Source organism: Cellulomonas sp. ICMP 17802 (genome assembly GCF_041295535.1).
Taxonomy (GTDB): Bacteria; Actinomycetota; Actinomycetes; order Actinomycetales; family Cellulomonadaceae; genus Cellulomonas.
Genome location: NZ_JBGFQZ010000005.1, coordinates 38,778 through 58,351 on the forward strand (window position 1 = coordinate 38,778; position 19,574 = coordinate 58,351).

The 19,574-nt window shown below is 74.2% G+C and carries 29 protein-coding genes; 19 read left to right on the forward strand and 10 right to left on the reverse strand.

Annotated elements, in window-relative coordinates; translation table 11 throughout:
• The first annotated feature begins 98 nt into the window (after positions 1–98).
• Both AB5970_RS07130 and AB5970_RS07135 read left to right on the forward strand, forming a co-directional pair.
• Positions 99–473 (forward strand): ArsR/SmtB family transcription factor, encoded by a 375-nt coding sequence (locus AB5970_RS07130; protein WP_370503225.1) that lies wholly within the window; start codon positions 99–101, stop codon positions 471–473.
• Positions 470–967 carry a GNAT family N-acetyltransferase gene (locus tag AB5970_RS07135; RefSeq protein WP_370503226.1) on the forward strand — a complete coding sequence of 166 codons (498 nt, stop codon included), beginning with the start codon at positions 470–472 and terminating at the stop codon, positions 965–967. Before AB5970_RS07130 ends, AB5970_RS07135 begins: the two co-directional genes overlap by 4 nt.
• Here AB5970_RS07135 and AB5970_RS07140 read toward each other — a convergent pair whose 3' ends face one another.
• Both AB5970_RS07140 and AB5970_RS07145 read right to left on the reverse strand, forming a co-directional pair.
• Complete coding sequence (locus tag AB5970_RS07140) at positions 968–1,312, reverse strand: ArsR/SmtB family transcription factor (protein ID WP_370503227.1); 345 nt, start codon at positions 1,310–1,312, stop codon at positions 968–970.
• Positions 1,309–2,541 (reverse strand): MFS transporter, encoded by a 1,233-nt coding sequence (locus tag AB5970_RS07145; RefSeq protein ID WP_370503228.1) that lies wholly within the window; start codon positions 2,539–2,541, stop codon positions 1,309–1,311. The genes AB5970_RS07140 and AB5970_RS07145 overlap by 4 nt, the downstream gene beginning before the upstream one ends.
• Positions 2,542–2,571: 30 nt before the next feature.
• Between AB5970_RS07145 and AB5970_RS07150 the strand changes: the two genes are divergently transcribed.
• Both AB5970_RS07150 and AB5970_RS07155 read left to right on the forward strand, forming a co-directional pair.
• A complete protein-coding gene (locus AB5970_RS07150) occupies positions 2,572–2,904 on the forward strand; it encodes an ArsR/SmtB family transcription factor (RefSeq protein ID WP_370503229.1) in 333 nt (110 codons plus the stop codon).
• Positions 2,901–3,527, forward strand: a complete 627-nt coding sequence (locus AB5970_RS07155; RefSeq protein WP_370503230.1) for a cation transporter — start codon at positions 2,901–2,903, stop codon at positions 3,525–3,527. The genes AB5970_RS07150 and AB5970_RS07155 overlap by 4 nt, the downstream gene beginning before the upstream one ends.
• Here the strand turns inward: AB5970_RS07155 and AB5970_RS07160 are convergent.
• Together AB5970_RS07160 and AB5970_RS07165 are read right to left on the reverse strand one after the other, a co-directional pair.
• Positions 3,524–4,393 carry an alpha/beta fold hydrolase gene (locus AB5970_RS07160; protein WP_370503231.1) on the reverse strand — a complete coding sequence of 290 codons (870 nt, stop codon included), beginning with the start codon at positions 4,391–4,393 and terminating at the stop codon, positions 3,524–3,526. The genes AB5970_RS07155 and AB5970_RS07160 overlap by 4 nt on opposite strands.
• An 18-nt stretch (positions 4,394–4,411) precedes the next feature.
• Positions 4,412–5,002, reverse strand: a complete 591-nt coding sequence (locus AB5970_RS07165; protein WP_370503232.1) for a TetR/AcrR family transcriptional regulator — start codon at positions 5,000–5,002, stop codon at positions 4,412–4,414.
• A gap of 132 nt (positions 5,003–5,134) precedes the next feature.
• Here AB5970_RS07165 and fabI point away from each other — a divergent pair, with 132 nt between their 5' ends.
• From fabI to AB5970_RS07180, 3 genes are all read left to right on the forward strand, one after another.
• Positions 5,135–5,902, forward strand: a complete 768-nt coding sequence (gene fabI / locus AB5970_RS07170; protein ID WP_370503233.1) for an enoyl-ACP reductase FabI — start codon at positions 5,135–5,137, stop codon at positions 5,900–5,902.
• Positions 5,903–5,991: 89 nt separating this feature from the next.
• Positions 5,992–7,434, forward strand: a complete 1,443-nt coding sequence (locus AB5970_RS07175; protein WP_370503234.1) for a nitronate monooxygenase — start codon at positions 5,992–5,994, stop codon at positions 7,432–7,434.
• 85 nt (positions 7,435–7,519) lie between these two features.
• On the forward strand, positions 7,520–7,843 hold the full coding sequence (locus AB5970_RS07180) for a DUF2249 domain-containing protein (RefSeq protein ID WP_370503235.1): 324 nt from the start codon (positions 7,520–7,522) through the stop codon (positions 7,841–7,843).
• Positions 7,844–7,861: 18 nt separating this feature from the next.
• Here AB5970_RS07180 and crcB read toward each other — a convergent pair whose 3' ends face one another.
• The 3 genes from crcB to AB5970_RS07195 are packed head-to-tail and all read right to left on the reverse strand — an operon-like array spanning position 7,862 to position 9,200.
• Positions 7,862–8,227 (reverse strand): fluoride efflux transporter CrcB, encoded by a 366-nt coding sequence (gene crcB / locus AB5970_RS07185; RefSeq protein ID WP_370503236.1) that lies wholly within the window; start codon positions 8,225–8,227, stop codon positions 7,862–7,864.
• Entirely contained in the window at positions 8,224–8,676 is a 453-nt protein-coding gene (locus AB5970_RS07190; RefSeq protein ID WP_370503237.1) for a fluoride efflux transporter FluC, read from the reverse strand. Before AB5970_RS07190 ends, crcB begins: the two co-directional genes overlap by 4 nt.
• A complete protein-coding gene (locus AB5970_RS07195; protein ID WP_370503238.1) occupies positions 8,673–9,200 on the reverse strand; it encodes a universal stress protein in 528 nt (175 codons plus the stop codon). The genes AB5970_RS07190 and AB5970_RS07195 overlap by 4 nt, the downstream gene beginning before the upstream one ends.
• Positions 9,201–9,252: 52 nt before the next feature.
• On the opposite strand from AB5970_RS07195, the gene AB5970_RS07200 reads away from it, so the two are divergent.
• The 8 genes from AB5970_RS07200 to AB5970_RS07235 all read left to right on the forward strand — a co-directional run bounded on the left by AB5970_RS07200 (position 9,253) and on the right by AB5970_RS07235 (position 16,083).
• Complete coding sequence (locus AB5970_RS07200) at positions 9,253–9,900, forward strand: NADPH-dependent F420 reductase (RefSeq protein ID WP_370503239.1); 648 nt, start codon at positions 9,253–9,255, stop codon at positions 9,898–9,900.
• An 86-nt stretch (positions 9,901–9,986) separates the two neighbouring features.
• Complete coding sequence (locus AB5970_RS07205; protein WP_370503240.1) at positions 9,987–10,712, forward strand: SAM-dependent methyltransferase; 726 nt, start codon at positions 9,987–9,989, stop codon at positions 10,710–10,712.
• The gene (locus AB5970_RS07210) at positions 10,712–11,554 is read left to right on the forward strand and encodes a class I SAM-dependent methyltransferase (RefSeq protein ID WP_370503241.1); all 843 of its coding nucleotides are present in this window, start codon (positions 10,712–10,714) and stop codon (positions 11,552–11,554) included. The genes AB5970_RS07205 and AB5970_RS07210 overlap by 1 nt, the downstream gene beginning before the upstream one ends.
• Positions 11,555–11,635: 81 nt before the next feature.
• Positions 11,636–11,974 (forward strand): VOC family protein, encoded by a 339-nt coding sequence (locus tag AB5970_RS07215; protein ID WP_370503242.1) that lies wholly within the window; start codon positions 11,636–11,638, stop codon positions 11,972–11,974.
• 55 nt (positions 11,975–12,029) lie between these two features.
• Complete coding sequence (locus tag AB5970_RS07220; protein ID WP_370503243.1) at positions 12,030–12,851, forward strand: SDR family NAD(P)-dependent oxidoreductase; 822 nt, start codon at positions 12,030–12,032, stop codon at positions 12,849–12,851.
• A gap of 37 nt (positions 12,852–12,888) precedes the next feature.
• Positions 12,889–13,941, forward strand: a complete 1,053-nt coding sequence (locus tag AB5970_RS07225) for an NAD(P)-dependent alcohol dehydrogenase (protein ID WP_370503244.1) — start codon at positions 12,889–12,891, stop codon at positions 13,939–13,941.
• A 161-nt stretch (positions 13,942–14,102) separates the two neighbouring features.
• Positions 14,103–14,825, forward strand: coding sequence for a YqjF family protein (locus AB5970_RS07230; protein ID WP_370503245.1), 723 nt, complete (start codon positions 14,103–14,105; stop codon positions 14,823–14,825).
• A gap of 79 nt (positions 14,826–14,904) precedes the next feature.
• The gene (locus AB5970_RS07235; RefSeq protein ID WP_370503246.1) at positions 14,905–16,083 is read left to right on the forward strand and encodes a low temperature requirement protein A; all 1,179 of its coding nucleotides are present in this window, start codon (positions 14,905–14,907) and stop codon (positions 16,081–16,083) included.
• Between the two features lie 47 nt (positions 16,084–16,130).
• Here AB5970_RS07235 and AB5970_RS07240 read toward each other — a convergent pair whose 3' ends face one another.
• Positions 16,131–16,907 carry a PadR family transcriptional regulator gene (locus AB5970_RS07240; RefSeq protein WP_370503247.1) on the reverse strand — a complete coding sequence of 259 codons (777 nt, stop codon included), beginning with the start codon at positions 16,905–16,907 and terminating at the stop codon, positions 16,131–16,133.
• Positions 16,908–17,198: 291 nt separating this feature from the next.
• On the opposite strand from AB5970_RS07240, the gene AB5970_RS07245 reads away from it, so the two are divergent.
• Complete coding sequence (locus AB5970_RS07245; protein ID WP_370503248.1) at positions 17,199–17,579, forward strand: hypothetical protein; 381 nt, start codon at positions 17,199–17,201, stop codon at positions 17,577–17,579.
• A 3-nt stretch (positions 17,580–17,582) separates the two neighbouring features.
• Here AB5970_RS07245 and AB5970_RS07250 read toward each other — a convergent pair whose 3' ends face one another.
• Both AB5970_RS07250 and AB5970_RS07255 read right to left on the reverse strand, forming a co-directional pair.
• Positions 17,583–17,969 (reverse strand): VOC family protein, encoded by a 387-nt coding sequence (locus AB5970_RS07250; RefSeq protein WP_370503249.1) that lies wholly within the window; start codon positions 17,967–17,969, stop codon positions 17,583–17,585.
• Positions 17,966–18,256: an ArsR/SmtB family transcription factor gene (locus tag AB5970_RS07255; RefSeq protein ID WP_370503250.1), complete on the reverse strand. Its 291-nt coding sequence runs from the start codon at positions 18,254–18,256 to the stop codon at positions 17,966–17,968. The genes AB5970_RS07250 and AB5970_RS07255 overlap by 4 nt, the downstream gene beginning before the upstream one ends.
• 115 nt (positions 18,257–18,371) lie before the next feature.
• Between AB5970_RS07255 and AB5970_RS07260 the strand changes: the two genes are divergently transcribed.
• The 3 genes from AB5970_RS07260 (at position 18,372) to AB5970_RS07270 (ending at position 19,559) form a co-directional block, all read left to right on the forward strand.
• A complete protein-coding gene (locus AB5970_RS07260) occupies positions 18,372–18,740 on the forward strand; it encodes a YciI family protein (RefSeq protein WP_370503251.1) in 369 nt (122 codons plus the stop codon).
• Positions 18,737–19,081, forward strand: coding sequence for a YciI family protein (locus AB5970_RS07265; protein WP_370503252.1), 345 nt, complete (start codon positions 18,737–18,739; stop codon positions 19,079–19,081). The genes AB5970_RS07260 and AB5970_RS07265 overlap by 4 nt, the downstream gene beginning before the upstream one ends.
• A 79-nt stretch (positions 19,082–19,160) precedes the next feature.
• Positions 19,161–19,559: a YciI family protein gene (locus tag AB5970_RS07270; protein WP_370503253.1), complete on the forward strand. Its 399-nt coding sequence runs from the start codon at positions 19,161–19,163 to the stop codon at positions 19,557–19,559.
• Positions 19,560–19,574: the final 15 nt, after the last annotated feature.

Here is a 19,574-nt window from a genome sequence, read left to right on the forward strand (position 1 = left end):
CCTCCTCAGGCATCGACAACCATCAATGGACAAGATGGACCCATCCATCGACGGTTGTCAATATCGACAGAGATGAATGTCTGAGGCAGAATGGGGCCATGGCTCTCGACCTGCTCCCCGTCGTCCCCGCGTCCGGCGGTGCGTGCTGCACGCCGCTCCACCGCGACGCCATCACCGAGCAGGCTGCCGCCGGCCTCTCCCAGGTGCTCAAGGCGCTGGCCGACCCCGCCCGCCTCCGGCTCCTGTCCCTGATCGCGGCGCACGACGGCGCCGAGGCCTGCGTCTGCGACCTCACCGAGCCCGTCGGTCTCAGCCAGCCGACCGTGTCGCACCACCTCAAGGTCCTGGTCGACGCCGGCCTGGTCACCCGCGACAAGCGCGGCGTCTGGGCCTACTACGCCCTGGTGCCGGGAGCCCTCGACGCCGTGACGCACCAGCTGGGCACGCACCTGACCGCCGGGGCCGCGGCATGAGCGTCACCGTCACCGCGATGACGGCCGAGCACTGGCCCGCCGTCGAGCGCATCTACGCGCAGGGCATCGCCACGGGGCACGCCACGTTCGAGGCGGCGCCGCCGTCCTGGGAGCAGTTCGACGCCGGCAAGCTCCCCGACCACCGGCTGGTCGCCCTCGACGACGACGGCTCGGTGCTCGGCTGGGCGGCCGCCTCCCCCGTGTCGGACCGGTGCGCCTACGCCGGGGTGGTCGAGCACTCGGTCTATGTCGACCCGTCGGCGCAGGGCCGCGGGATCGGCCGGACCCTGCTGGTGGCGCTCCTCGAGGACGCCCGCGGCAAGGGCGTCTGGACCGTGCAGTCCGGCATCTTCCCCGAGAACGTCGCCAGCCTCGCCGTGCACGCCGCGGCAGGGTTCCGCGTGGTCGGCACGCGCGAGCGGCTCGGGCGCATGACGTACGGGCCGCTGCAGGACCAGTGGCGCGACGTGGTGCTGGTGGAGAAGCGGCTCTGACTACCGGTGGTGGGGCGGCACCGGGTACAGGGTGTGCTCGGTGTGCTGCAGCACGTTGGTGACCAGCGCGGCCACGTGCTCGTTCGCCTGCGAGTAGTAGACCGTGGTGCCCGCGCGGCGTGCGGTGACCAGGTGGCCGGCGCGCAGCTTGGCCAGGTGCTGGGAGACGGCCGGCGTGGGCCGCGACAGCGCCTCGGCGATCGCGCTCACCGACATCTCGCGACCCTCCAGCATCGCCAGCACCGCGAGCCGCGTGCGGTCGGCGAGCAACCGCAGGACGTCGACCGCGTGGTCGAGGTCGACGTCGGGGGGCGCGCTGCGCTCGGTGGTGGCCATCGCGGTCATGATCGCAGGCTCGGCGCCCGGGCGGGCCACAGGACCGTCGCGCCGATCGTGCCCGCGGTGGCGACCACCGCGAGGACGACCGCCGCGGCCGAGAGCCCCGCGGCGCCTAGCCAGCCGGCGAGCGGGTAGGTGAGCAGCCAGCAGGCGTGCGAGAGCGAGAACTGCGCGGCGAACGCGGCGGGCAGGTCGGCGGGCGGGACCTCGCGGCGGACCAGCCGCCCGACCGGCGTCTCGACCGCCGCCCAGCCCAGGCCGACCAGCACCCACAGCGCGCTGATCGCCGCCAGGCTCGCCAGGTGCAGGGCGAGCGGGACCGCCGCGGTCGCCGCGCACAGCAGCACCGCGCCGCCCAGCATCACCGGGCGCTCCGGCAGCCGACGCAGCACGCGCGGGAGCAGCAGCGCGGCCGTCATCGAGCCCAGCCCGTTCGCCGCGAGCACCAGCGCGACCACGCCGTCGCCCAGGCCCAGCACGCTGCGGACGATGACGACGGTCTGCACCAGGACGAACGCGCCCGCGGCCGCGACCACCAGGTTGAGCGCGAGGACCGGACGCAGGGCGGGCGTCCGCACGAAGAGCGCGGCCCCGAGCCGCACCCGCGCGGCGAACGGCTCCGGCGACGGGAGAGCGCCGCGCGGCAGGACGACCGAGCTCACCAGCAGCGCCGAGCCGGCGAACCCGGCAGCCGTCCCGACGAACAGCGCGCTCGCCGGCACCACCAGCAGCAGCGCCGCGGCCAGCACCGGCGACAGGACGGCCTCGAGGTCGTACGCCAACCGGGACAGCGAGAGGGCCGCGGTGTAGTCGTCCTCGTCGGGCAGCACCTGCGGGATCACCGACTGGAACGTCGGCGTGAACGTGGCCGATGCCGCCTGCAGCACGAAGATCAGCGCGAACACCTGCCAGACCTCGCCGACGAACGGCAGCGCGAGCGCGACGACCATCCGCAGCACGTCCGACCCGATCATCACCGTGCGCCGGGGCGCCCGGGCCACGACGACGGCCGCCACGGGCGCGACCACGACGTAGGCGAGCATCTTGATGGCGAACGCCGTGCCGAGGACCGTCCCCGCGTGGTCGCCCGCCAGCCGGTAGGCGAGCAGGCCCAGGGCGACCGTCGCCAGGCCCGTCCCCGCCAGCGCGACCACCTGCGCGGCGAACAGCCGGCGGTAGACGGGGTGCGAGAGCGCGCGGAGCATGGTGCCATTATTGCGCATCTGCGCAAACACGAAATACACGCTCGGCTGTACTCTCGCAGGATGGAGACGGTCACCCTCACGCACACCGCGGCGCTCGCCCGGCTGGGGCACGCGCTGTCCGACGAGACCCGCGCGCGGGTGCTGCTGGCGCTGCGCGAGGCACCGGCCTACCCCTCCGACCTCGCCGACGCGCTGGGCGTCTCGCGCCAGGTCATGTCCAACCAGCTCGCGTGCCTGCGCGGCTGCGGCCTGGTCCAGGCGATCCCCGACGGCCGGCGCACCTGGTACCGGCTGGCCGACGCGCACCTGGCGCCCGCGCTCGACGACCTGCTGCGGCTGGTGGTCGCCGTCGACCCCACGTGCTGCGGGCCGGACGGGTGCACGTGCTCGTGACCCGCCGCGCGGTCCTCGAGCGCCGGATCCGTGCGGTCGTGGCCCTGACGATCGCCTACAACGTGGTCGAGGCGGTCGTCGCGCTGGTGGCCGGCCGGGTCGCGTCGTCGGCGGCGCTGGTCGCGTTCGGGCTCGACTCGGTGGTCGAGGTCCTGTCCGCGGCGGCCGTCGCCTGGCAGTTCGCCGCGCCCGACCCCGAGACCCGGGAGCGGGCCGCCCTGCGGCTCATCGCCGTGTCGTTCTTCGGGCTCGCGCTCGTCGTCACGGTCGACTCCGCGCGGACCCTGCTCGGGGCGGCCTCCCCGGAGCACTCGACCGTGGGCATCGCGCTGGCCGCCGTCAGCCTCGTCGTGATGCCGGTCCTGTCGTGGTTCGAGCGCCGCACCGGGCGCGAGCTGGGCTCGTCGTCGGCGGTCGCGGACTCGAAGCAGACTCTGCTCTGCGCCTACCTGTCCGCGGTGCTGCTGGCAGGGCTGGTGCTGAACAGCGCGCTCGGCTGGGCGTGGGCGGACCCACTCGCGGCCCTGGTCATCGCCGGGTTCGCCGTGCGCGAGGGCCTCGAGGCGTGGCGCGGTGAGGCGTGCACCGTGCCGATGAGCGCGCTGGTGGAGACCGACCGCTAGGCCGCCACGAACGCGACGATCCGCTTGATCGTCTCCTCGTCGCGCAGGATCCGCCGGTGCCCGAGACCGTCGCTGAGCACCAGCTCGGCGTTCGGCCACGCGCGGGCGATGCGGGCGCCGTCCTCGTGGTCGGCCTCCTTGTCGGCCCGGTCGCTGAGCACCAGGGCCTCCGGCAGCACGGACGGCGCGTTCGCCGCGCGGACCGGGATGTCGAGGTCGGCCAGGCGGCGGCCCGCGAGCGCCTCCATGCGCACGACGAACCGGTACCGGGTCCGCTCGCTGAACCCGAGCGCGTGGGCGAAGCCGACCGTGTACGTGGACGGGTCGGCCAGCGGGGTGACCAGGACGAGCCGCTCGGTCGCCGTGCCGTCGAGCACCGCGAGCGCGGAGGCGGCCGCGCCCATGGAGTGGCCGACCACGGCGTGGGCGGGACCCTGCGCGGCGATCACCGTGTCCAGCGCGGACATCATCTCGGGAAGGGTCGTCCGTCGGCGCCCGAAGGCACCCGGGCCCGACTCACCCTGGCTGGGCGCGTCGTAGGCGACCACCCGCAGGCCGGCGGCGACGAGGGGGTCGACGAGCGAGCGCAGCTGCCCGCGGTGGCCGCCCCAGCCGTGCACCAGGTAGACGGTGGGGCCGTCGCCCCAGACCTGTCCGACGATCGGCCCGGCGCGGAACGCGGTGCCCCCGGCGATCGGCGCGTGGCGCTCCGCCCGCGCGGGCGTGCACCAGAGCCGCAGCGCGCCCCGGGCCACCAGCTCGGGGGCGATGCGGTCGAGCGCACCGACCGCCGCGCGCACCACGGGCGGGATCGGCGGCAACTGCGTACGAACGGTCGTGCTTTTTTCGGTCGACGGTGCGGTCATGAGAACTCCTCGGCGGACTCAGGCGGTGGTCAGGAGCGACTGCATGAGCCGCTCGAAGGCGTAGCGCGTGCGCGTCTCCGCGGCCGGGTCGCGCAGCAGCCGGTAGGCGTGGAAGTGCGCGAGCATCAGCCCGTGCAGGTCGTGCGCGAACTGCTCGGGGGCCAGGTCGTCGCGGAACGCCCCGTCCTTGGCGCCCGAGCGATACACCTGGGCCAGCGACTCGGCGAGGTCCCAGTGGTCGCGCACCAGCTGGTCGCGGACCGCCCCGGGCTGGTCGTCGAACTCCGTGGCAGCGGACACGAACAGGCAGCCGGCGGCTCCCGACGACGAGGTGGTCAGCCACCGCTCGAACAGCACCCGGACCCGCTGCTCGCCGCGCGGGGCGGAGAGCGCCGGGCGGATGACCTGGTCGACGAAGTGCTCCCGCGCGCTCGCGAGCACCGCGAGCTGCAGCGCCTCCTTGGACCGGAAGTGCGCGTAGAGCCCGCTCTTCGACATCTCGGTCGCCGACGCGAGGGTGCCGATGGTCAGGCCCGCGACGCCCAGGCGCCCGGCGATCTCGACCGCCTGGTCGATCACCGCCTGCCGCGTGGCATCGCCCTTGCTCATAGGACATGAATAGCACGATCGTGCTCCGGACGCATCTACCACGGCCCCGGCCGCGGGAGCCGGCCGGACGGCCCAGGCCCGACGCCGCGCGGGTCTCTAGCGTCGAGGGCACCGACTGGGCGGGAGACGCTGATGGGGCTGCTCGACGGCAAGACGATCCTGGTGACCGGGGTGCTGACGGAGGGATCGATCGCCTTCCACGCGGCCCGGCTCGCCCAGGAGCAGGGTGCTCGGGTGGTGCTCACGTCGTTCGGCCGTCAGCTGCGCCTGACCGAGGTGATCGCCCGGCGCCTGCCCGACACCGCCCCGGTGGTCCGGCTCGACGTGACGTCCGCCGAGGACCTCGCCGCGCTCGCGGGCGCGGTGGCCGAGCACGCCGACCGGCTCGACGGCGTGGTGCACTCGGTCGGCTTCGCGCCGCAGGCCGTGCTGGGCGGCCGGTTCCTCGAGGGCGCGTGGCCCGACGTGGCGACCGCCCTGGAGGTCTCCGCCTACTCGCTCAAGGCCCTGGCCGTCGCGGCGCGACCGCTGATGCCGCGGGGCAGCTCGGTAGTGGGGCTGACGTTCGACGCCAGCGTCGCGTGGCCCGTCTACGACTGGATGGGCGTGGCCAAGGCGGCGCTCGAGTCGACGTCCCGGTACCTCGCCCGCGACCTGGGTCCCGACGGGATCCGGTGCAACCTGGTCGCCGCCGGCCCGATCCGCTCGACCGCGGCCAAGGCGATCCCCGGCTTCGAGGCGATCGAGGGCGGCTGGGACCGCCGGGCACCCCTGGGCTGGGACGTCGCCGACGCCGACCCCACGGCCCGCGCCGTGGTCGCGCTGCTGTCGGACTGGTTCCCGGCGACGACGGGCGCGATCGTGCACGTCGACGGCGGCGCGCACGCGATGGGGCTGTAGGCGAGCCCAGGGTCGTAGGTCCCGGGGTCGCGCCGGGCCCTGCACCTACGGTGGCGTAACTTACGCTCCCGTAGGTCTGGAGAGGTCCGATGCCGACAGCCCCACCCGTCCGTCCGCTGCCGACGATCATCCAGGGCGGGATGGGCGTCGCCGTGTCGTCGTGGCGACTGGCGTCGGCCGTCGCCCGGCGCGGGCAGCTGGGCGTGGTGTCGGGCACCGCCCTGGACCTGGTGCTCGCGCGACGGCTGGAGGACGGCGACCTGGACGGCTCGGTCCGGCGCGCGATGGCGGCGTTCCCGGTCCCCGCGATCGTCGAGCGCGTCCTGGCCCGGCACCTGCGCCGCGGCGGGCGAGCGCCCGGCGTGGCGTACACGCCGGTGCCGCGGCTGAGCCTGCGCCCGGGCCGGGGCATCCAGGAGCTGACCGTGCTCGCCAGCTTCGTCGAGGTCTGGCTGGCCAAGGCCGGCCACGACGGCCCCGTCGGCATCAACTACCTGGAGAAGATCCAGATGGCGATGCCCGCCGCGGTGTACGGCGCCATGCTCGCCGGGGTCGACGCCGTGCTGGTCGGGGCGGGCATCCCGCGGCACCTGCCGCACCTGCTCGACGAGCTCGCCGCGCACCGCCCGACCCGGCTGCCCGTCGACGTCTCCGGCGACCCGGGCGGCGACCACGCGGTCGAGATCGACCCGCCCGACCTGCTCGGCCCCGGCCTGGCACCGCTGCGACGGCCCCTGTTCCTGGCGATCGTGTCCAGCGAGGTCCTGGCCGCCTACCTCACGCGCGACCCCGCGATCCGACCGGACGGCTTCGTCATCGAGGGGCACCACGCCGGCGGGCACAACGCACCGCCGCGCGGCCGGCCGGTACGGGACGACCGCGGCCAGCCGGTGTTCGGCGTGCGGGACCAGGCGGACCTCGGCAAGGTCGCGGCCGTCGGGCTGCCGTTCTGGCTCGCCGGCTCGGTGGGCACCCCCGAGGCGGTGCGCGCCGCGGTGGCCGCCGGCGCCACCGGCGTCCAGGTGGGGACCGTCTTCGCGCTCTGCAGCGACTCGGGCCTCACCGACCAGCTGCGGGACCGGCTTCTCGCGCTGCTCCGCGCCGGGGAGCTCGAGGTGCTCACCGACGCCGACGCCTCGCCGACCGGCTTCCCGTTCAAGGTCGCCCAGCTGGCCGGCACGCTCTCCGACCCCGCCGTGCGCAGCGCCCGCCCCCGGCTGTGCGACCTCGGCTACCTGCGCTCGCCGTACCTGCGCGACGACGGCCGCGTGGGGTTCCGCTGCCCGGCCGAGCCGGTCGACATGTTCGTGCGCAAGGGCGGCTCGGTGCAGGACTCCGCCGGCCGGGCGTGCCTGTGCAACGCGCTCTCCGCGGACGTCGGGCTGGGCCAGAGCCGCGCGGACGGGCGCACCGAGGAGGCCCTGGTCACCCTCGGCGACGACCTCGACGGCGCGGCCCGGCTGGCCGGGCTGCACCCCGACGGCTGGTCCGCCGACCAGGTGCTCGACTGGCTCCTGGCACCCCTGTCCTAGGTCCCGGTCGCCCGCGGCAGGGCCCGACGATACTCACCTCGACGCCCCGCGCCGGTGGCGCTCGTCACCGATCCCGGAGGACCCCATGACCGCGCAGCACGTCGAGATCACCACGACTCCCGCCCCCGCCGCCGACGGTCACGCCTGCTCCTGCGGGCACGCGGCCGAGCAGGAGATCGTGCTCGACGCGCGCACCCTGCCGCGCCCGGTCCGGCACGCGGCGATCCGCGGCGCGTTCGGTGCGATCCCGGTCGGCACCTCCATGGTCCTCGTCGCGCCGCACGCCCCGCTGCCGCTGCTCGCGCAGCTGGAGGACGACGCAGCCGGCGGTCTCGCCGTCGAGTTCCTGGTGGACGAGCCCGGCGAGTGCCGCGTCCGCCTCACCCGCGTCGCGGTGCCCACCGACTGAGCCGGGCCCACCGACTGATCAGACGGCCATCAGCGCCACGCCGAGCGCGGCGGCTCCCAGGCAGAGCAGCACGGAGCCGACCGCGTTGGCGGTCGCGCGGCGCAGCTCGCCGGCCTGGATGAGCCGGACGGTCTCCACCATCGCGGTGGAGAACGTGGTGTACCCGCCGCAGAACCCGGTCGCCGCGACCGCCAGCCACGTGGGACCGAGCCCGTGGTAGAGGTGCGCGCCGTTGAGCAGGCCGATGAGGAACGACCCGGAGACGTTGACCACGAGGGTCGCCACGGGGAACACGCGGGTCCACCGGCTGCGCACCGAGCCGTCGACGACGAACCGGGTGGCGGCGCCGATCCCACCGAGCACGGCGACGAGCAGGACGGTCATCGGGTGGACGCGCCGGCGGCGTCGGGACGCTCGTGGCGCCAGCGGTGGTGCCGGGCCGCGAGCGCGATCCCCGCGACGCACGCCAGCAGGCCGAGCACCACGCTCAGCGCGCCGTAGACCAGCGACATGGTGACCTGGCCCCCGGCGATGAGCCGCTCCATCTCGAACGCCAGGCTGCTGAACGTGGTGAACCCGCCCAGCACGCCCGTGCCGGCACCGAGCCGGACCACCTGCCCACGGCGCGACTCCGACCCCCGGCGCAGCAGCGCCTCGAGGAGCGCGCCGAGCAGGAACGACCCGAGCAGGTTCTCGACGAACGTCGCGGTGGGCCAGCCCGACGCGGACGTCCCGACCGCCTGGGTCAGCGCCCACCGCGCGGTCGTGCCCACGGCACCGCCGACCGCGACGACCGCGACCAGGCGCGGGTCGAGGTAGGGCGGTCGGGTCACGGGGTCGGCTCCTCGGGCGTCTGCGGGACGATCGTGACCGGCAGCGGCTGCGTGTGCGCGAGGTGCCCGGCCGTCGAGCCGCCGATGAGATGGTTCATCCAGCCGCCCAGGCCAGGCCGGCGGCTGCCGATGACGATCATCGCCGCGCCGGACTCCCGGCCCACCCGGGCCAGGGCGCGCGACGCCTCGCCCACCGTGTAGACGAACCGCCAGGCGACGTCCTGTCCCTCGAGGTTGCGCTCGACCTCCGCCGCGACCGCGGTCTCGGCGACGCCGTCGCCCTCGCGGCTGTCCACGTGGTCCGGGTCCAGCGGCGTGGTGACCAGCGTGCCGTCGGGCTCCTCGGCGACGAACGAGCGGGCGCCGTCGGCCCACACGCAGACGAGCTGGCCGGCCATGGCCCCGGCCAGGCGGGCGGCGTGCTGCACCACCGACGGCGACTGCCGCGGGAGCACCCCCACGACCACGACGGGTGCGCCGGCCACCGGCGTGCCGTGCCACGGGTGCGGGGCGGATCTGGTCACCCGCCGAGGCTACGCGGGAACAGGTGCCCGGCCGCGGAGGTTGCGAGCAACCATGACCACCATCGGATTCATCGGTGCCGGACGTATCGGCGGCACCCTCGCCCAGCTCGCGATCGAGAACGGCTACGACGTCGTCGTCAGCAACTCCCGCGGACCGGAGACCCTCACGGACCTCGTGCAGCAGCTGGGCGACCGCGCCCGCGCGGCCACCCCGGCCGAGGCCGCCGAGGCCGGGGACATCGTCGTCGTGACCATCCCGACCAAGAACGTGCCGGACGTGCCCGTGCAGCCGCTCGCGGGCAAGGTCGTCATCGACACCAACAACTACTACCCGCAGCGCGACGGGCAGATCGAGGCGCTCGACAACGAGTCGTCCACGGTCTCCGAGCTGCTGCAGACGCGGCTGCCCGAGTCCCACGTGGTCAAGGCGTTCAACAACATCATGTTCAGCGACCTCGGCTCGCAGGGGGTGCCCGCGGGCACGCCCGGCCGGCGCGCCCTGTCCATCGCCGGCGACTCGGCGGACGCCAAGTCCACGGTCGCACAGCTGATCGAGCAGTTCGGGTTCGACGTCGTCGACGCCGGCGAGCTGGCCGAGGGCTGGCGCTTCCAGCGCGACGAGCCCGCGTACGTGCAGCCGTACGACGCCGACGGCATGCGCGCGGCGCTGGCCCAGGCGGTCCGCTACCGCGACCGGTGACGCGCGCCGGCCCGCGCCTCGACGGCGCGGGCCGGCGGCCCATTTCCGCTCGCCCGCCCGCGGGTGCCGGTCGTAGCGTCCGGGCCATGACCGACGCCATGCGCTACCACGCCGTCCGCGAGAGCACCCACCGGATCCTCGACCCGTTCACCGACGAGCAGCTGGCCACCCTGGGCCGCGCGCTGCACCTGCGGCCCGGCGACACGGTGCTCGACCTGGCGTGCGGCAAGGGCGAGCTCCTGTGCACCTGGGCGCGCGACCACGGGATCGTCGGCACCGGCGTGGACCTCAACCCCGCGTTCGTCACGGCCGCTCGGGAGCGTGCCGCCGCGCTCGGCGTGGACGTGCGCGTCGTGGAGCAGGACGCCTCCGACTACGTGGCGACCCCGCGGGTCGACGTCGCCGCGTGCGTCGGCGCGACGTGGATCGGTGGCGACGCCGTCGGCACCCTGGCCCTGCTCGAACGGTCGCTGAAGCCCGGCGGGATCGCGCTGGTCGGGGAGCCGTTCTGGCGGTCCGAGCCGCCCGAGCGGTCGCGGGCCGTCGGCGACTTCCACACGCTGCCCGGTCTGGTCGAGGCCACGCGCGACGCGGGCTGGGACCTGGTCGAGATGGTGCTGGCCGACGAGGCCAGCTGGGACCGCTACGTCGCCGCGCAGTGGCTGAACCTGCGCCGGTTCCTCGACGAGCACCCCGACGACGAGCTGGCGCCGGCGTTCCGCGAGGAGCTGTCCACGGCGCCGCTCGAGTACGTGACCTCCCGGCGGCCGTACCTCGGGTGGGGTGTGCTCGCGCTGGTGCGGCGGCCCTGATGGACGCGGGGGCCGTGCGGGCGTACTACGCCGCGAAGAGCCAGCACGAGCGCGACCGGCTGCTCTCCGACGAGGGCCTGCTCGAGCGCGTGCTGACCACCCGGCTGCTCGAGCCCCACCTCGGCGCCCCCGGCCGCGCGCTGGACCTCGGCGGCGGGACCGGCCCGTACTCCGTCTGGCTGGCCGAGCTCGGCTGGGACGTCTCCCTGGCCGACCTCTCGCCCGAGCTGCTCGCCATCGCGGCGTCGTCGCTGCCGGCCGGCACCGTGCGCGAGGTCGTGGAGATCGACGCCCGCGACCTGTCCCGCTGGGGCGACCACACGTTCGACGCGGTCCTGTCCCTCGGGCCGATGTACCACCTGACCACCGCGGCCGACCGGGACCGGGCAGCCCGCGAGCTGGCCCGGGTCACCCGGCCGGGAGGTCTGGTGGCCGTCGCCCTCATGCCGCGCTACGTCTCGGTGCGGCGGCTGGTCTCGCTGCCCGACGAGCGCTGGCAGCTGGCCGACCCCGCGTTCCTCGACCGGCTGCTGGACGACGGCGTCCTCGACAACGCGGTCCCCGACCGGTTCACGCACGTCTTCGGCGTCGACCCGGCGGCCGTGACCCCGTTCTTCGAGTCGTACGGGTTCTCGACCCTGCTGCTCGCCTCCACGCACGGGTTCCTCACGGGCGTCGAGGACGGGCTCGAGGCCCTGCGGGTGGAGCAGCCCGCCGCCTACACGCACCTGCTGGACCGGCTCGTCGCGACCGCCGGCGACCCGAGCGTCCTCGGCACCGCGGGGCACCTGCTCTACGTGGGCCGCCTCTGTGCGAGCCGTCAGACGAGGCCCGACTCGTAGGCCACGATCCCCGGTCGGCGCCGCCGTCACCGTCGGTAGCGTGGGACGCGCACGCACCCCGAGGAGAGACGGAGCACGACGATGACCGACGGCATCAAGACCGTGGTGGTCCCGGTGAGCGACCTCGCCGCCTCGAAGGCCTTCTACACGCGGCTGCTCGGCGTCGAGCCCGCCCACGACGCGCCCTTCTACGTCGGCTTCGAGGTCGCCGGGCAGCACGTCGGGCTGAACCCGAACGGGGACGTGAGCGCGGGACCGGTGTACTACTGGCACGTCGACGACCTCGCGGCCACCCGCGACGCGCTCGTGGCCGCCGGCGCGACGGTGGTCCAGGACGCCACCCGGGTCGGTGGCAGCCGGACGATCGCGACCCTCACGGACATCGACGGTCACACGGTGGGGCTCGCGCAGGACGGGTGAGCCCCCGAGGCGGAGGATGGGTCCTGCCCGCCCGCCCCGTCCCCGGAGGCCCGCCATGCCCACCGTCCTCATCACCGGAACCTCCACCGGCATCGGCCTCGAGACGGCGCTCGCCGCGGCCGACGCGGGCTGGACCACCGTCGCGACCATGCGCGACCTGGCGAAGGCCGGCACGCTGCGCGAGCGCGGCGGCGGCTTCCCGCTCGACGTCCGGCAGCTCGACGTGACCGACCACGACGCCGTCGACGCGCTGGTCGCGGCCGTCGTCGCCGACCACGGATCGCTCGACGCGGTGATCAACAACGCGGGCGCCGGGCAGGTGGGGACGGCCGAGACGCTCGGCATGGACGCGTTCCGCTCGTGCATGGAGGTCAACTACTTCGGGGTCGTCGCCCTCACGCAGGCGGCCCTGCCGCACCTGCGCGCGTCCGGCGGGCGGCTGCTGACCATCAGCTCGGTGGGCGGCGTCGTCGGGCAGCCGTTCAACGACGCGTACTGCGCCGCCAAGTTCGCGGTCGAGGGGTTCCTCGAGAGCCTCGCGCCCGTGGCGGCCGCCGTGGGCGTGTCCGTGGTGATCGTCGAGCCGGGGGCGGTGGCCAGCGAGTTCGTCGCCAACGTCGGGCGCCCGACCGAGACCGACGACGTCTACGGGCCCCTGCTGGCCGCCTACCTCGAGCGGACGGCCGGAGCCTTCGCGCACGCGCAGTCCGCCGACGACGTCGCCGCGCTCCTGGTCGAGCTCCTCATGGAGGAGGACCCGCCGGTCCGCGTGCAGACGAGCCCCGGCGCGCGGGCGTTCGTCGGCGCCAAGCTGGCCGACCTCGACGGGTCCGCGGTGCAGTCCGTGACACGCGCGTGGATCGCCGCTGGCGCATGATGGGACAAGCCACCCGCTCGTTCCCGAGGAGACCCCTGTGCCGCTGACCGTCCCCGCCCTGCTCACCCCGTCCGCCGGTGCCCCCTTCGAGCGGGGCACCATCGAGCGCCGCGAGCTGGGTGAGCACGACGTCCTCATCGACATCGCCTACGCCGGCATCTGCCACTCCGACATCCACCAGGCGCGCAACGAGTGGTTCGTCGGCACGTTCCCCATGGTCCCCGGGCACGAGATCGCCGGCGTCATCTCGGCCGTCGGGTCCGGCGTCACCAAGCACAAGGTCGGCGACCGCGCGGGCGTCGGCTGCTTCGTCGACTCCTGCCGGGAGTGCGAGATGTGCCTGGCGGGCGAGGAGCAGTTCTGCCTCAAGGGCAACGTCGGCACGTACAACTCCAAGGCGTACGACGGCACGCCCACGTACGGCGGCTACTCGACGCAGATCGTGGTCGACGAGAGCTACGCGCTGCGCATCCCCGAGGGCATCTCGCTCGACGTGGCCGCCCCGCTGCTCTGCGCCGGCATCACGCTCTACTCGCCCCTCAAGCACTGGGGCGCCGGCCCGGGCACGAAGGTGGCCATCGTCGGCATGGGCGGGCTCGGGCACATGGGTGTGCAGCTCGCGCACGCGCTCGGCGCCGAGGTCACCGTGCTCAGCCAGTCGCTGTCCAAGCAGGCCGACGGCCTCGCGCTGGGCGCCGACCACTACTTCGCGACGAGCGACCGCCAGACCTTCCGCGACCTGCGCAGGTCGTTCGACCTGATCATCAGCACGGTCGGCGCGGACATCGACGTCGACGCGTACCTCTCGCTGCTGCGGTTCGAGGGGTCGCTCGTGTTCGTCGGGCTGCCCGAGAACAAGCAGTCGTTCCGCGTCTTCTCGCTGACCGGCGCGCGCCGCAACCTGTCCGGGTCCAACATCGGCGGCATCCGCGAGACGCAGGAGATGCTCGACTTCTGCGCGGCGGAGGGCATCGGCTCCCTGGTCGAGACCATCACCGCCGACGACGTGGACAAGGCCTACGACCGCGTGGTCCACAGCGACGTCCGGTACCGCTTCGTGATCGACACGGCGACGATCCCGGCGAGCTGACCCGCGCCCGCCGGCCGGGCGGGACCCGGTCCGCGAGGTCGTGAGTCTCCGACGAGGTCGTGAGCTGCAACTGACGATCTCGTCGGAAACTCACGACGTGGTGCGCACGGGGCGTGCGCCGGTGACCTGCGCGCGGGTGCGCCCGCGCCTACCGTGGGCCCGTGGATCCGATCCGGGCCGTCGCACCTCCGCTGACCGGGCGCGTGATCCTGTCGCAGGACTGGCTCAAGGTCAGCTTTCTGCACTGGCGGGTGCCGTCCGACGCCGTCGCCCCGCTCCTGCCGCCCGGCACGCGTCCCGACGAGCACGACGGCAGTTCGTGGGTCGGCCTGATCGCGTTCCGGATGGCCCGGTTCACGCTGGTGCCCGGGCCCGCGCTGCCGTACATCGGCGACTTCCCCGAGATCAACGTGCGGCTGTACACGGTCGACGACGACGGCCGGCGCGGGGTGCTGTTCCGGTCGCTCGAGGCGTCGCGGGCGCTGACCGTGCTCGGTGCGCGGACCGTGATGAACGTGCCGTACCAGTGGGCGCGGATGTCGATCCGGCGGTCCGACGACGGCTCCGCGATCGACTACCGCTCGACCCGGCTCACGGGCACCCGGCCGTCGTCGCACCTCGTGGTCCGGCCGTCGCGCGAGCCGGTGACCGACGACCCGCTGGCCGACTTCCTCACCGCGCGCTGGGGCATGCACACCGTGCTCCGGGGCCGCACCCGGTTCGTGCCCAACGAGCACGAGCCCTGGCCGCTGCGGCGGGCGTCGCTGGTGTCGCTCGACGACGAGCTGGTCGCCGCCGGCGGGCTGCCCGGCGTCACGCAGCGGCCGCCCGACTCGGTGCTGTACTCGCCGGGCGTGCACGCCCGGTTCGCGATGCCCGTCTGACCCGGTCCGCTGCGCGGTGCCTGTCCGCTGCGCGCGAAAACCGGACATGCGGGCGCGGACCTCGGGCAGTGTTCACCGCGTGAGCGAGCCGACGCCGCGACGCCCCTGGGTGCCCGGGCTGCGCACCTCCGACGAGGGGCACCGGGTCACCACCTTCGAGCTGTTCTTCGACCTGGTCTACGTGTTCGCGTTCACGCAGGTCAGCCACCTGATGGCCGAGACGCACTCGGCGCTGGGCGTGCTGCAGGCGCTCGTCGTCCTGGGGTTCCTCTGGTGGACGTGGTGCGCGTACAGCTGGCTGGCCAACCAGTCGCCCGCGGACCAGGGCGTGCTCCGTGCCGGCATGAGCGTGGCCATGGCCGCGGTGTTCGTCGCGACCCTGGCCATCCCCGAGGCGTTCGACGACCTGCCCGGCGGCCTGGTCGGCTCCCTGGTGCTGGTGGTCGCCTACGCGATCGTCCGGCTGGTCCACACCACGCTCTACGTCCTCGCCGCCGGCGACGACGCCGCCCTGCGGCGCCAGGTGCTGCGGACCCAGGTCTTCGCGCTGCTGCCCGCGCTCGCGCTGCTGGTGGTCGGGGCGCTCGTGGGCGAACCCGCGCAGACCTGGGTCTGGCTCGGCGCGTTCGCGTGGGACGTCGTGCTCACCTGGCTCACCTCGCGCGGCGGCGACTGGCGGCTGCACTCGCCCGCCCACTGGGCCGAGCGGTACGGGCTCGTGGTGATCCTGGCCCTCGGCGAGTCGGTCGTCGCGATCGGCGTCGGCGCGTCGCACCTGCCCGTCAGCTGGCCGGTCGTCGGCGGGTCCGTGCTCTCGATCGCGCTCGCCCTCGTGCTCTGGTGGGCATACTTCCTGCGGTCCGCCGACGAGGCCGAGCACCGGCTCGCGCGGCTCGACGGGGTCGAGCGCGCGGGGTACGCCACGGTCGCGTACACCTACCTGCACTACGTGCTCATCGCCGGGGTGGTGCTCGCGGCGCTCGGCGTCGAGGAGGCCATGGCGCACGTCGACGGCGCCGAGCCCTACGGGCTGTTCGGCGCGTCGGCGCTCGCGGGCGGGGTGGCGGCGTACCTCGTCGGGACCGCCGTGCTCCGGCGCTCCGCAGGCGGCGCCTGGGCCTGGTGGCGGCTCGCCGGCACGGCGGCGACGGTCGCTCTCGTCCCGGTGCTCGCGCGCGTCCCCGCGCTCACGGCGCTCGGCCTGGTGGTGCTCGTGGCGTACGCGTGGGCCGTCGCGGAGCACGGCACCGGACGCTGACGACGAAGCGCCCCGCGGCACGAGCCGCGCGGCGCTCCGACCGGGGGTCAGGCCTCCGGGGTGGACTCCGGCGTCGGGTCGCCGGCCAGGATCAGGTAGAGGTCCCGGCGCGCGCGGTCGAGAACCTCGAGCGCCTGGGTCGCCTGCTGGTCGGTGCCCGTGCGGGCGACCTGGTGGGCCGCCGCGGCGAGCGCCTCGAGGGCGCCACGCAGGGCACGGCCGGGCGAGGTCGGCCGGCTCGCGGCGTCCTCCCACGGGGTGCCCAGCTGCTCGGCGTTCTCGGTGACGTAGGTGCCGCCCGCCTCGGTGAGCGTGGCCATCTTGCGGCCCGACTCGGACGTGATGGCGATGAGGCCCTCGTCCTCGAGCAGGTTGAGCGCCGGGTAGATGGCGCCGGGGCTGGGCCGCCACGTGCCGCCCGACCGCTCGCCGATCTGCTGGATCAGCTGGTAGCCGTGCATCGGCTCCTCGGCGAGGAGCAGCAGGATCGCGGCGCGGATGTCCCCTCGCCCGGCGCGCCGGCCGGGGCCGCGGCCACCGGGTCCGCCGCCGAAGCCCGGTCCGCCGAACCCGCGCGGACCGCCGAAGCCCCGCGGACCGCCGGGGCCGAAGCCGCGGTGCCCGCCGTGCTCGCCGTGCTCGTGATGCTCGTGCGGGAAGGCGCCGCGGGGGCCGCCGCGCCGGGGGTCGAAGCCCTCCTCGTAGGGGGCCTCGGGGAAGTCGCCGCGACGGCGGCGCATGCGGCCGCGCTGGGCGGTCGGGTCGGTGGTGTCCAGCTGGGGGCCGACGAAGCGGCCGTGGGAGTGGGTGTGGGGGTGTCGCATGAGATGTCTCCTTGACGGTGTGGGCCGCGGGGCCGAGGTGGCCCGCCGCGGGTCCGGGAGGTCTCGCGATCTCGACCGGACGACGTAACGATATATCGTCGATAGATCTTTGACAACCCCTAGCGATACATGTCCTCAGAGGCGCGCGAGCACCGCCACCGCGCGCCCGATGCCCGTCCCGCCACCCGTGACCACCGCTGACCTCATCGGTCCACCGCAACACCGCGGCGGTGATGTGTCGATCGCTGCCGGGCCCTGACGTCATGGGGGAAACCGACCGAGGAGAGCCAGATGACCGAGTACGTCCTCACGCTGCAGGGCGACGCCGCGAGCCGCCGGCGGCCCGACACGACCGCCGACCGGCTCACGGGGTACCGGGCCCACGCGGTGTTCGCGCAGGCCTGCGCCGACGCCGGCCACACGATCCACGACGACGCCGAGCTCCACCACACGCGCGCGCTGGTCGTGCGGGTCGAGGGCGGCCGCGTCGCGATCGCGGACGTCCCGCTCGCCGACGGCCCCTTCGCCGAGGGCACGGAGGTGATCGCCGGCTTCTACCGGATCTCGACCGACGACGTCGACGGGCTCGCGCTGCTCGTCGCGGACCTGCTGCGCGTCACCGGCGAGGTCGCCGTGCTGCGCGAGGTGCTCGAGGAGCCCGTCGGCGTCTAGTCGTCAGCCCGCCAGCTGGATGAGGTTGCCGCAGGTGTCGTCGAAGATCGCGGTGGTCACCGGGCCCATGGCCGTCGGCGGCTGCACGAACCCCACCCCCGCGGCGGACAGCCGCTCGAACTCGGCCTGCACGTCGTCGACCCCGAACGACGCGAACGGGATGCCGTCCTCGACCAGCGCCTCCTTGAACGGGCCGACCGCGGGGTGGCTGCTGGGCTCGAGCAGCAGCTCGACCCCGTCCGGGGACCTCGTCGACACCACGGTCAGCCAGCGGGCCTCGGGGCCGAGCGGCACGTCGTTCTTGGGCAGGAAGCCGAGCACGCCGGTGTAGAAGTCGAGCGCCTTCTGCTGGTCGTCGACGAACACGCTGGTCACGGTGAGGAAGATCATCGGGCTTCTCCTTCGTCGGGGACCGGCCACCGGGAGGCGATCTCCCGCAGCGGCCCGGTGTCGAGGTGGTGGAACTTGTAGCGACCCTCGCGGCGGACGGTCACCAGACCGGCCTCCTCGAGGATGTCCAGGTGCTGGGAGACGGCCTGCCGGCTGGACCCCAGCCCGTGCCGCATGGTCAGCCGCGTGCACAGCTCGAACAGCGACTGCCCGTCCCGGTCCTGGAGCTCGTCGAGGATCGCGCGGCGTGTGGCGTCGGCAAGGGCCTTGAAGACGTCAGCTGCCACCCGTCCTGTATAGGCAAGCAAACACTTGCCTGTCAAGGTCCTGTCGATCTGCGGACCCCTCGCGCGTCATCACCCCGACGGGCACAGTGGGTGCCCACGACGAGGGAGGCCGGCCATGAGCGACACGTGGATGGTGCTGCTGTACGGGGACGAGGACTTCTGGCAGAACGCGACGCCCGAGATCACCGAGCGGGTCATGGCCGAGCACCGCGGCTATGCCGCCGCGTGCGCCGAGCAGGGACACAAGATCCTCGGCGGCGAGGAGCTCGGCTTCAGCAAGAACGCCGTGACCGTGCAGCGGACCGACGAGGGCACGCTGACCGTCACCGACGGACCGTACGTCGAGCTGGCCGAGCAGGTGGGCGGCTACTACGTGATCGAGACCGACGACGTGCAGGGCCTCGCGCGGCTGACCGGCGAGCACCTGCTGCTCTCCGACGGCGGCGGCGCCGAGCTGCGTCCGGTCGTGGTGCACGAGTCGTGACGACGTTCCTCGTGCTCCTGTACGCGACGGAGGGCTACTGGGAGGTCGCCGACGAGGCCACCAAGGACCGGTACTACCGCGAGCACGGCGACTACGCCGACCGCGCGCCCGAGTTCGGCGTCACCTTCCTGGCCAGCGAGGCGCTGCAGCCGGTGGCCACCGCGGTCACGCTGCGCCGCTCGGGCGCCGACGCGACGGTGACCGAGGGGCCGTTCGCCGAGACGGTCGAGCAGCTGGGCGGGTTCTACCTGGTCACGGCGCCGGACCGCGAGTCGGTGCTCGCCCACGCGCTGCTGCTGCCCGAGTACTCGATCGAGGTCCGCGAGATCATGCAGGTGTGAGTCTGTCGATCGACCCGCGGCCCACACGTCATGGGGGCAGCGGGACGCACCGGGCGCCCCCGAACCACCAGGAGCAGACATGGCCGAGTTCACCGTGGTCCTGTACCGCGACGAGGCGCGCGACGCCGCACTGACCGACGACGAGCGGGCGCGCGCGTGGGCCGCCCACAGCGCGTTCCAGCAGCACTGCGCCGACAGCGGGTGGGAGCTCGTCGCGACCCGCGCGCTCGGGCACGCCGGTCGCGCACGCGGGCTGCGGTCCGACGGGCGCGCGGGGATCGTCGTCAGCGACGGCCCGTTCGCCGAGACCGCCGAGCAGGTGGCCGGCTTCTACCTCGTGGCCCGCACGGACCTCGAGGCGCTGACCGAGGCCGCGAGCGCGCTCGTCCTCAACGGCGAGACGGTCGAGATCCGGCGCACCGTGCGGTTCGTCGACGGCATGGCGGTGGAGAGCGGCGACGCGCTGACCGCCTCGTGAGGTTCGTCGTCCTCG

Coding starts and splice junctions, on each gene's coding strand:
- AB5970_RS07130 (WP_370503225.1), top strand. CDS start 99: ATGGCTCTCGACCTGCTCCCCGTCGTCCCCGCGTCCGGCGGTGCGTGC.
- AB5970_RS07135 (WP_370503226.1), top strand. CDS start 470: ATGAGCGTCACCGTCACCGCGATGACGGCCGAGCACTGGCCCGCCGTC.
- AB5970_RS07140 (WP_370503227.1), bottom strand. CDS start 1,312: ATGACCGCGATGGCCACCACCGAGCGCAGCGCGCCCCCCGACGTCGAC.
- AB5970_RS07150 (WP_370503229.1), top strand. CDS start 2,572: ATGGAGACGGTCACCCTCACGCACACCGCGGCGCTCGCCCGGCTGGGG.
- AB5970_RS07160 (WP_370503231.1), bottom strand. CDS start 4,393: ATGACCGCACCGTCGACCGAAAAAAGCACGACCGTTCGTACGCAGTTG.
- AB5970_RS07165 (WP_370503232.1), bottom strand. CDS start 5,002: ATGAGCAAGGGCGATGCCACGCGGCAGGCGGTGATCGACCAGGCGGTC.
- fabI (WP_370503233.1), top strand. CDS start 5,135: ATGGGGCTGCTCGACGGCAAGACGATCCTGGTGACCGGGGTGCTGACG.
- AB5970_RS07175 (WP_370503234.1), top strand. CDS start 5,992: ATGCCGACAGCCCCACCCGTCCGTCCGCTGCCGACGATCATCCAGGGC.
- AB5970_RS07180 (WP_370503235.1), top strand. CDS start 7,520: ATGACCGCGCAGCACGTCGAGATCACCACGACTCCCGCCCCCGCCGCC.
- crcB (WP_370503236.1), bottom strand. CDS start 8,227: ATGACCGTCCTGCTCGTCGCCGTGCTCGGTGGGATCGGCGCCGCCACC.
- AB5970_RS07200 (WP_370503239.1), top strand. CDS start 9,253: ATGACCACCATCGGATTCATCGGTGCCGGACGTATCGGCGGCACCCTC.
- AB5970_RS07205 (WP_370503240.1), top strand. CDS start 9,987: ATGACCGACGCCATGCGCTACCACGCCGTCCGCGAGAGCACCCACCGG.
- AB5970_RS07210 (WP_370503241.1), top strand. CDS start 10,712: ATGGACGCGGGGGCCGTGCGGGCGTACTACGCCGCGAAGAGCCAGCAC.
- AB5970_RS07215 (WP_370503242.1), top strand. CDS start 11,636: ATGACCGACGGCATCAAGACCGTGGTGGTCCCGGTGAGCGACCTCGCC.
- AB5970_RS07220 (WP_370503243.1), top strand. CDS start 12,030: ATGCCCACCGTCCTCATCACCGGAACCTCCACCGGCATCGGCCTCGAG.
- AB5970_RS07240 (WP_370503247.1), bottom strand. CDS start 16,907: ATGCGACACCCCCACACCCACTCCCACGGCCGCTTCGTCGGCCCCCAG.
- AB5970_RS07245 (WP_370503248.1), top strand. CDS start 17,199: ATGACCGAGTACGTCCTCACGCTGCAGGGCGACGCCGCGAGCCGCCGG.
- AB5970_RS07250 (WP_370503249.1), bottom strand. CDS start 17,969: ATGATCTTCCTCACCGTGACCAGCGTGTTCGTCGACGACCAGCAGAAG.
- AB5970_RS07260 (WP_370503251.1), top strand. CDS start 18,372: ATGAGCGACACGTGGATGGTGCTGCTGTACGGGGACGAGGACTTCTGG.
- AB5970_RS07270 (WP_370503253.1), top strand. CDS start 19,161: ATGGCCGAGTTCACCGTGGTCCTGTACCGCGACGAGGCGCGCGACGCC.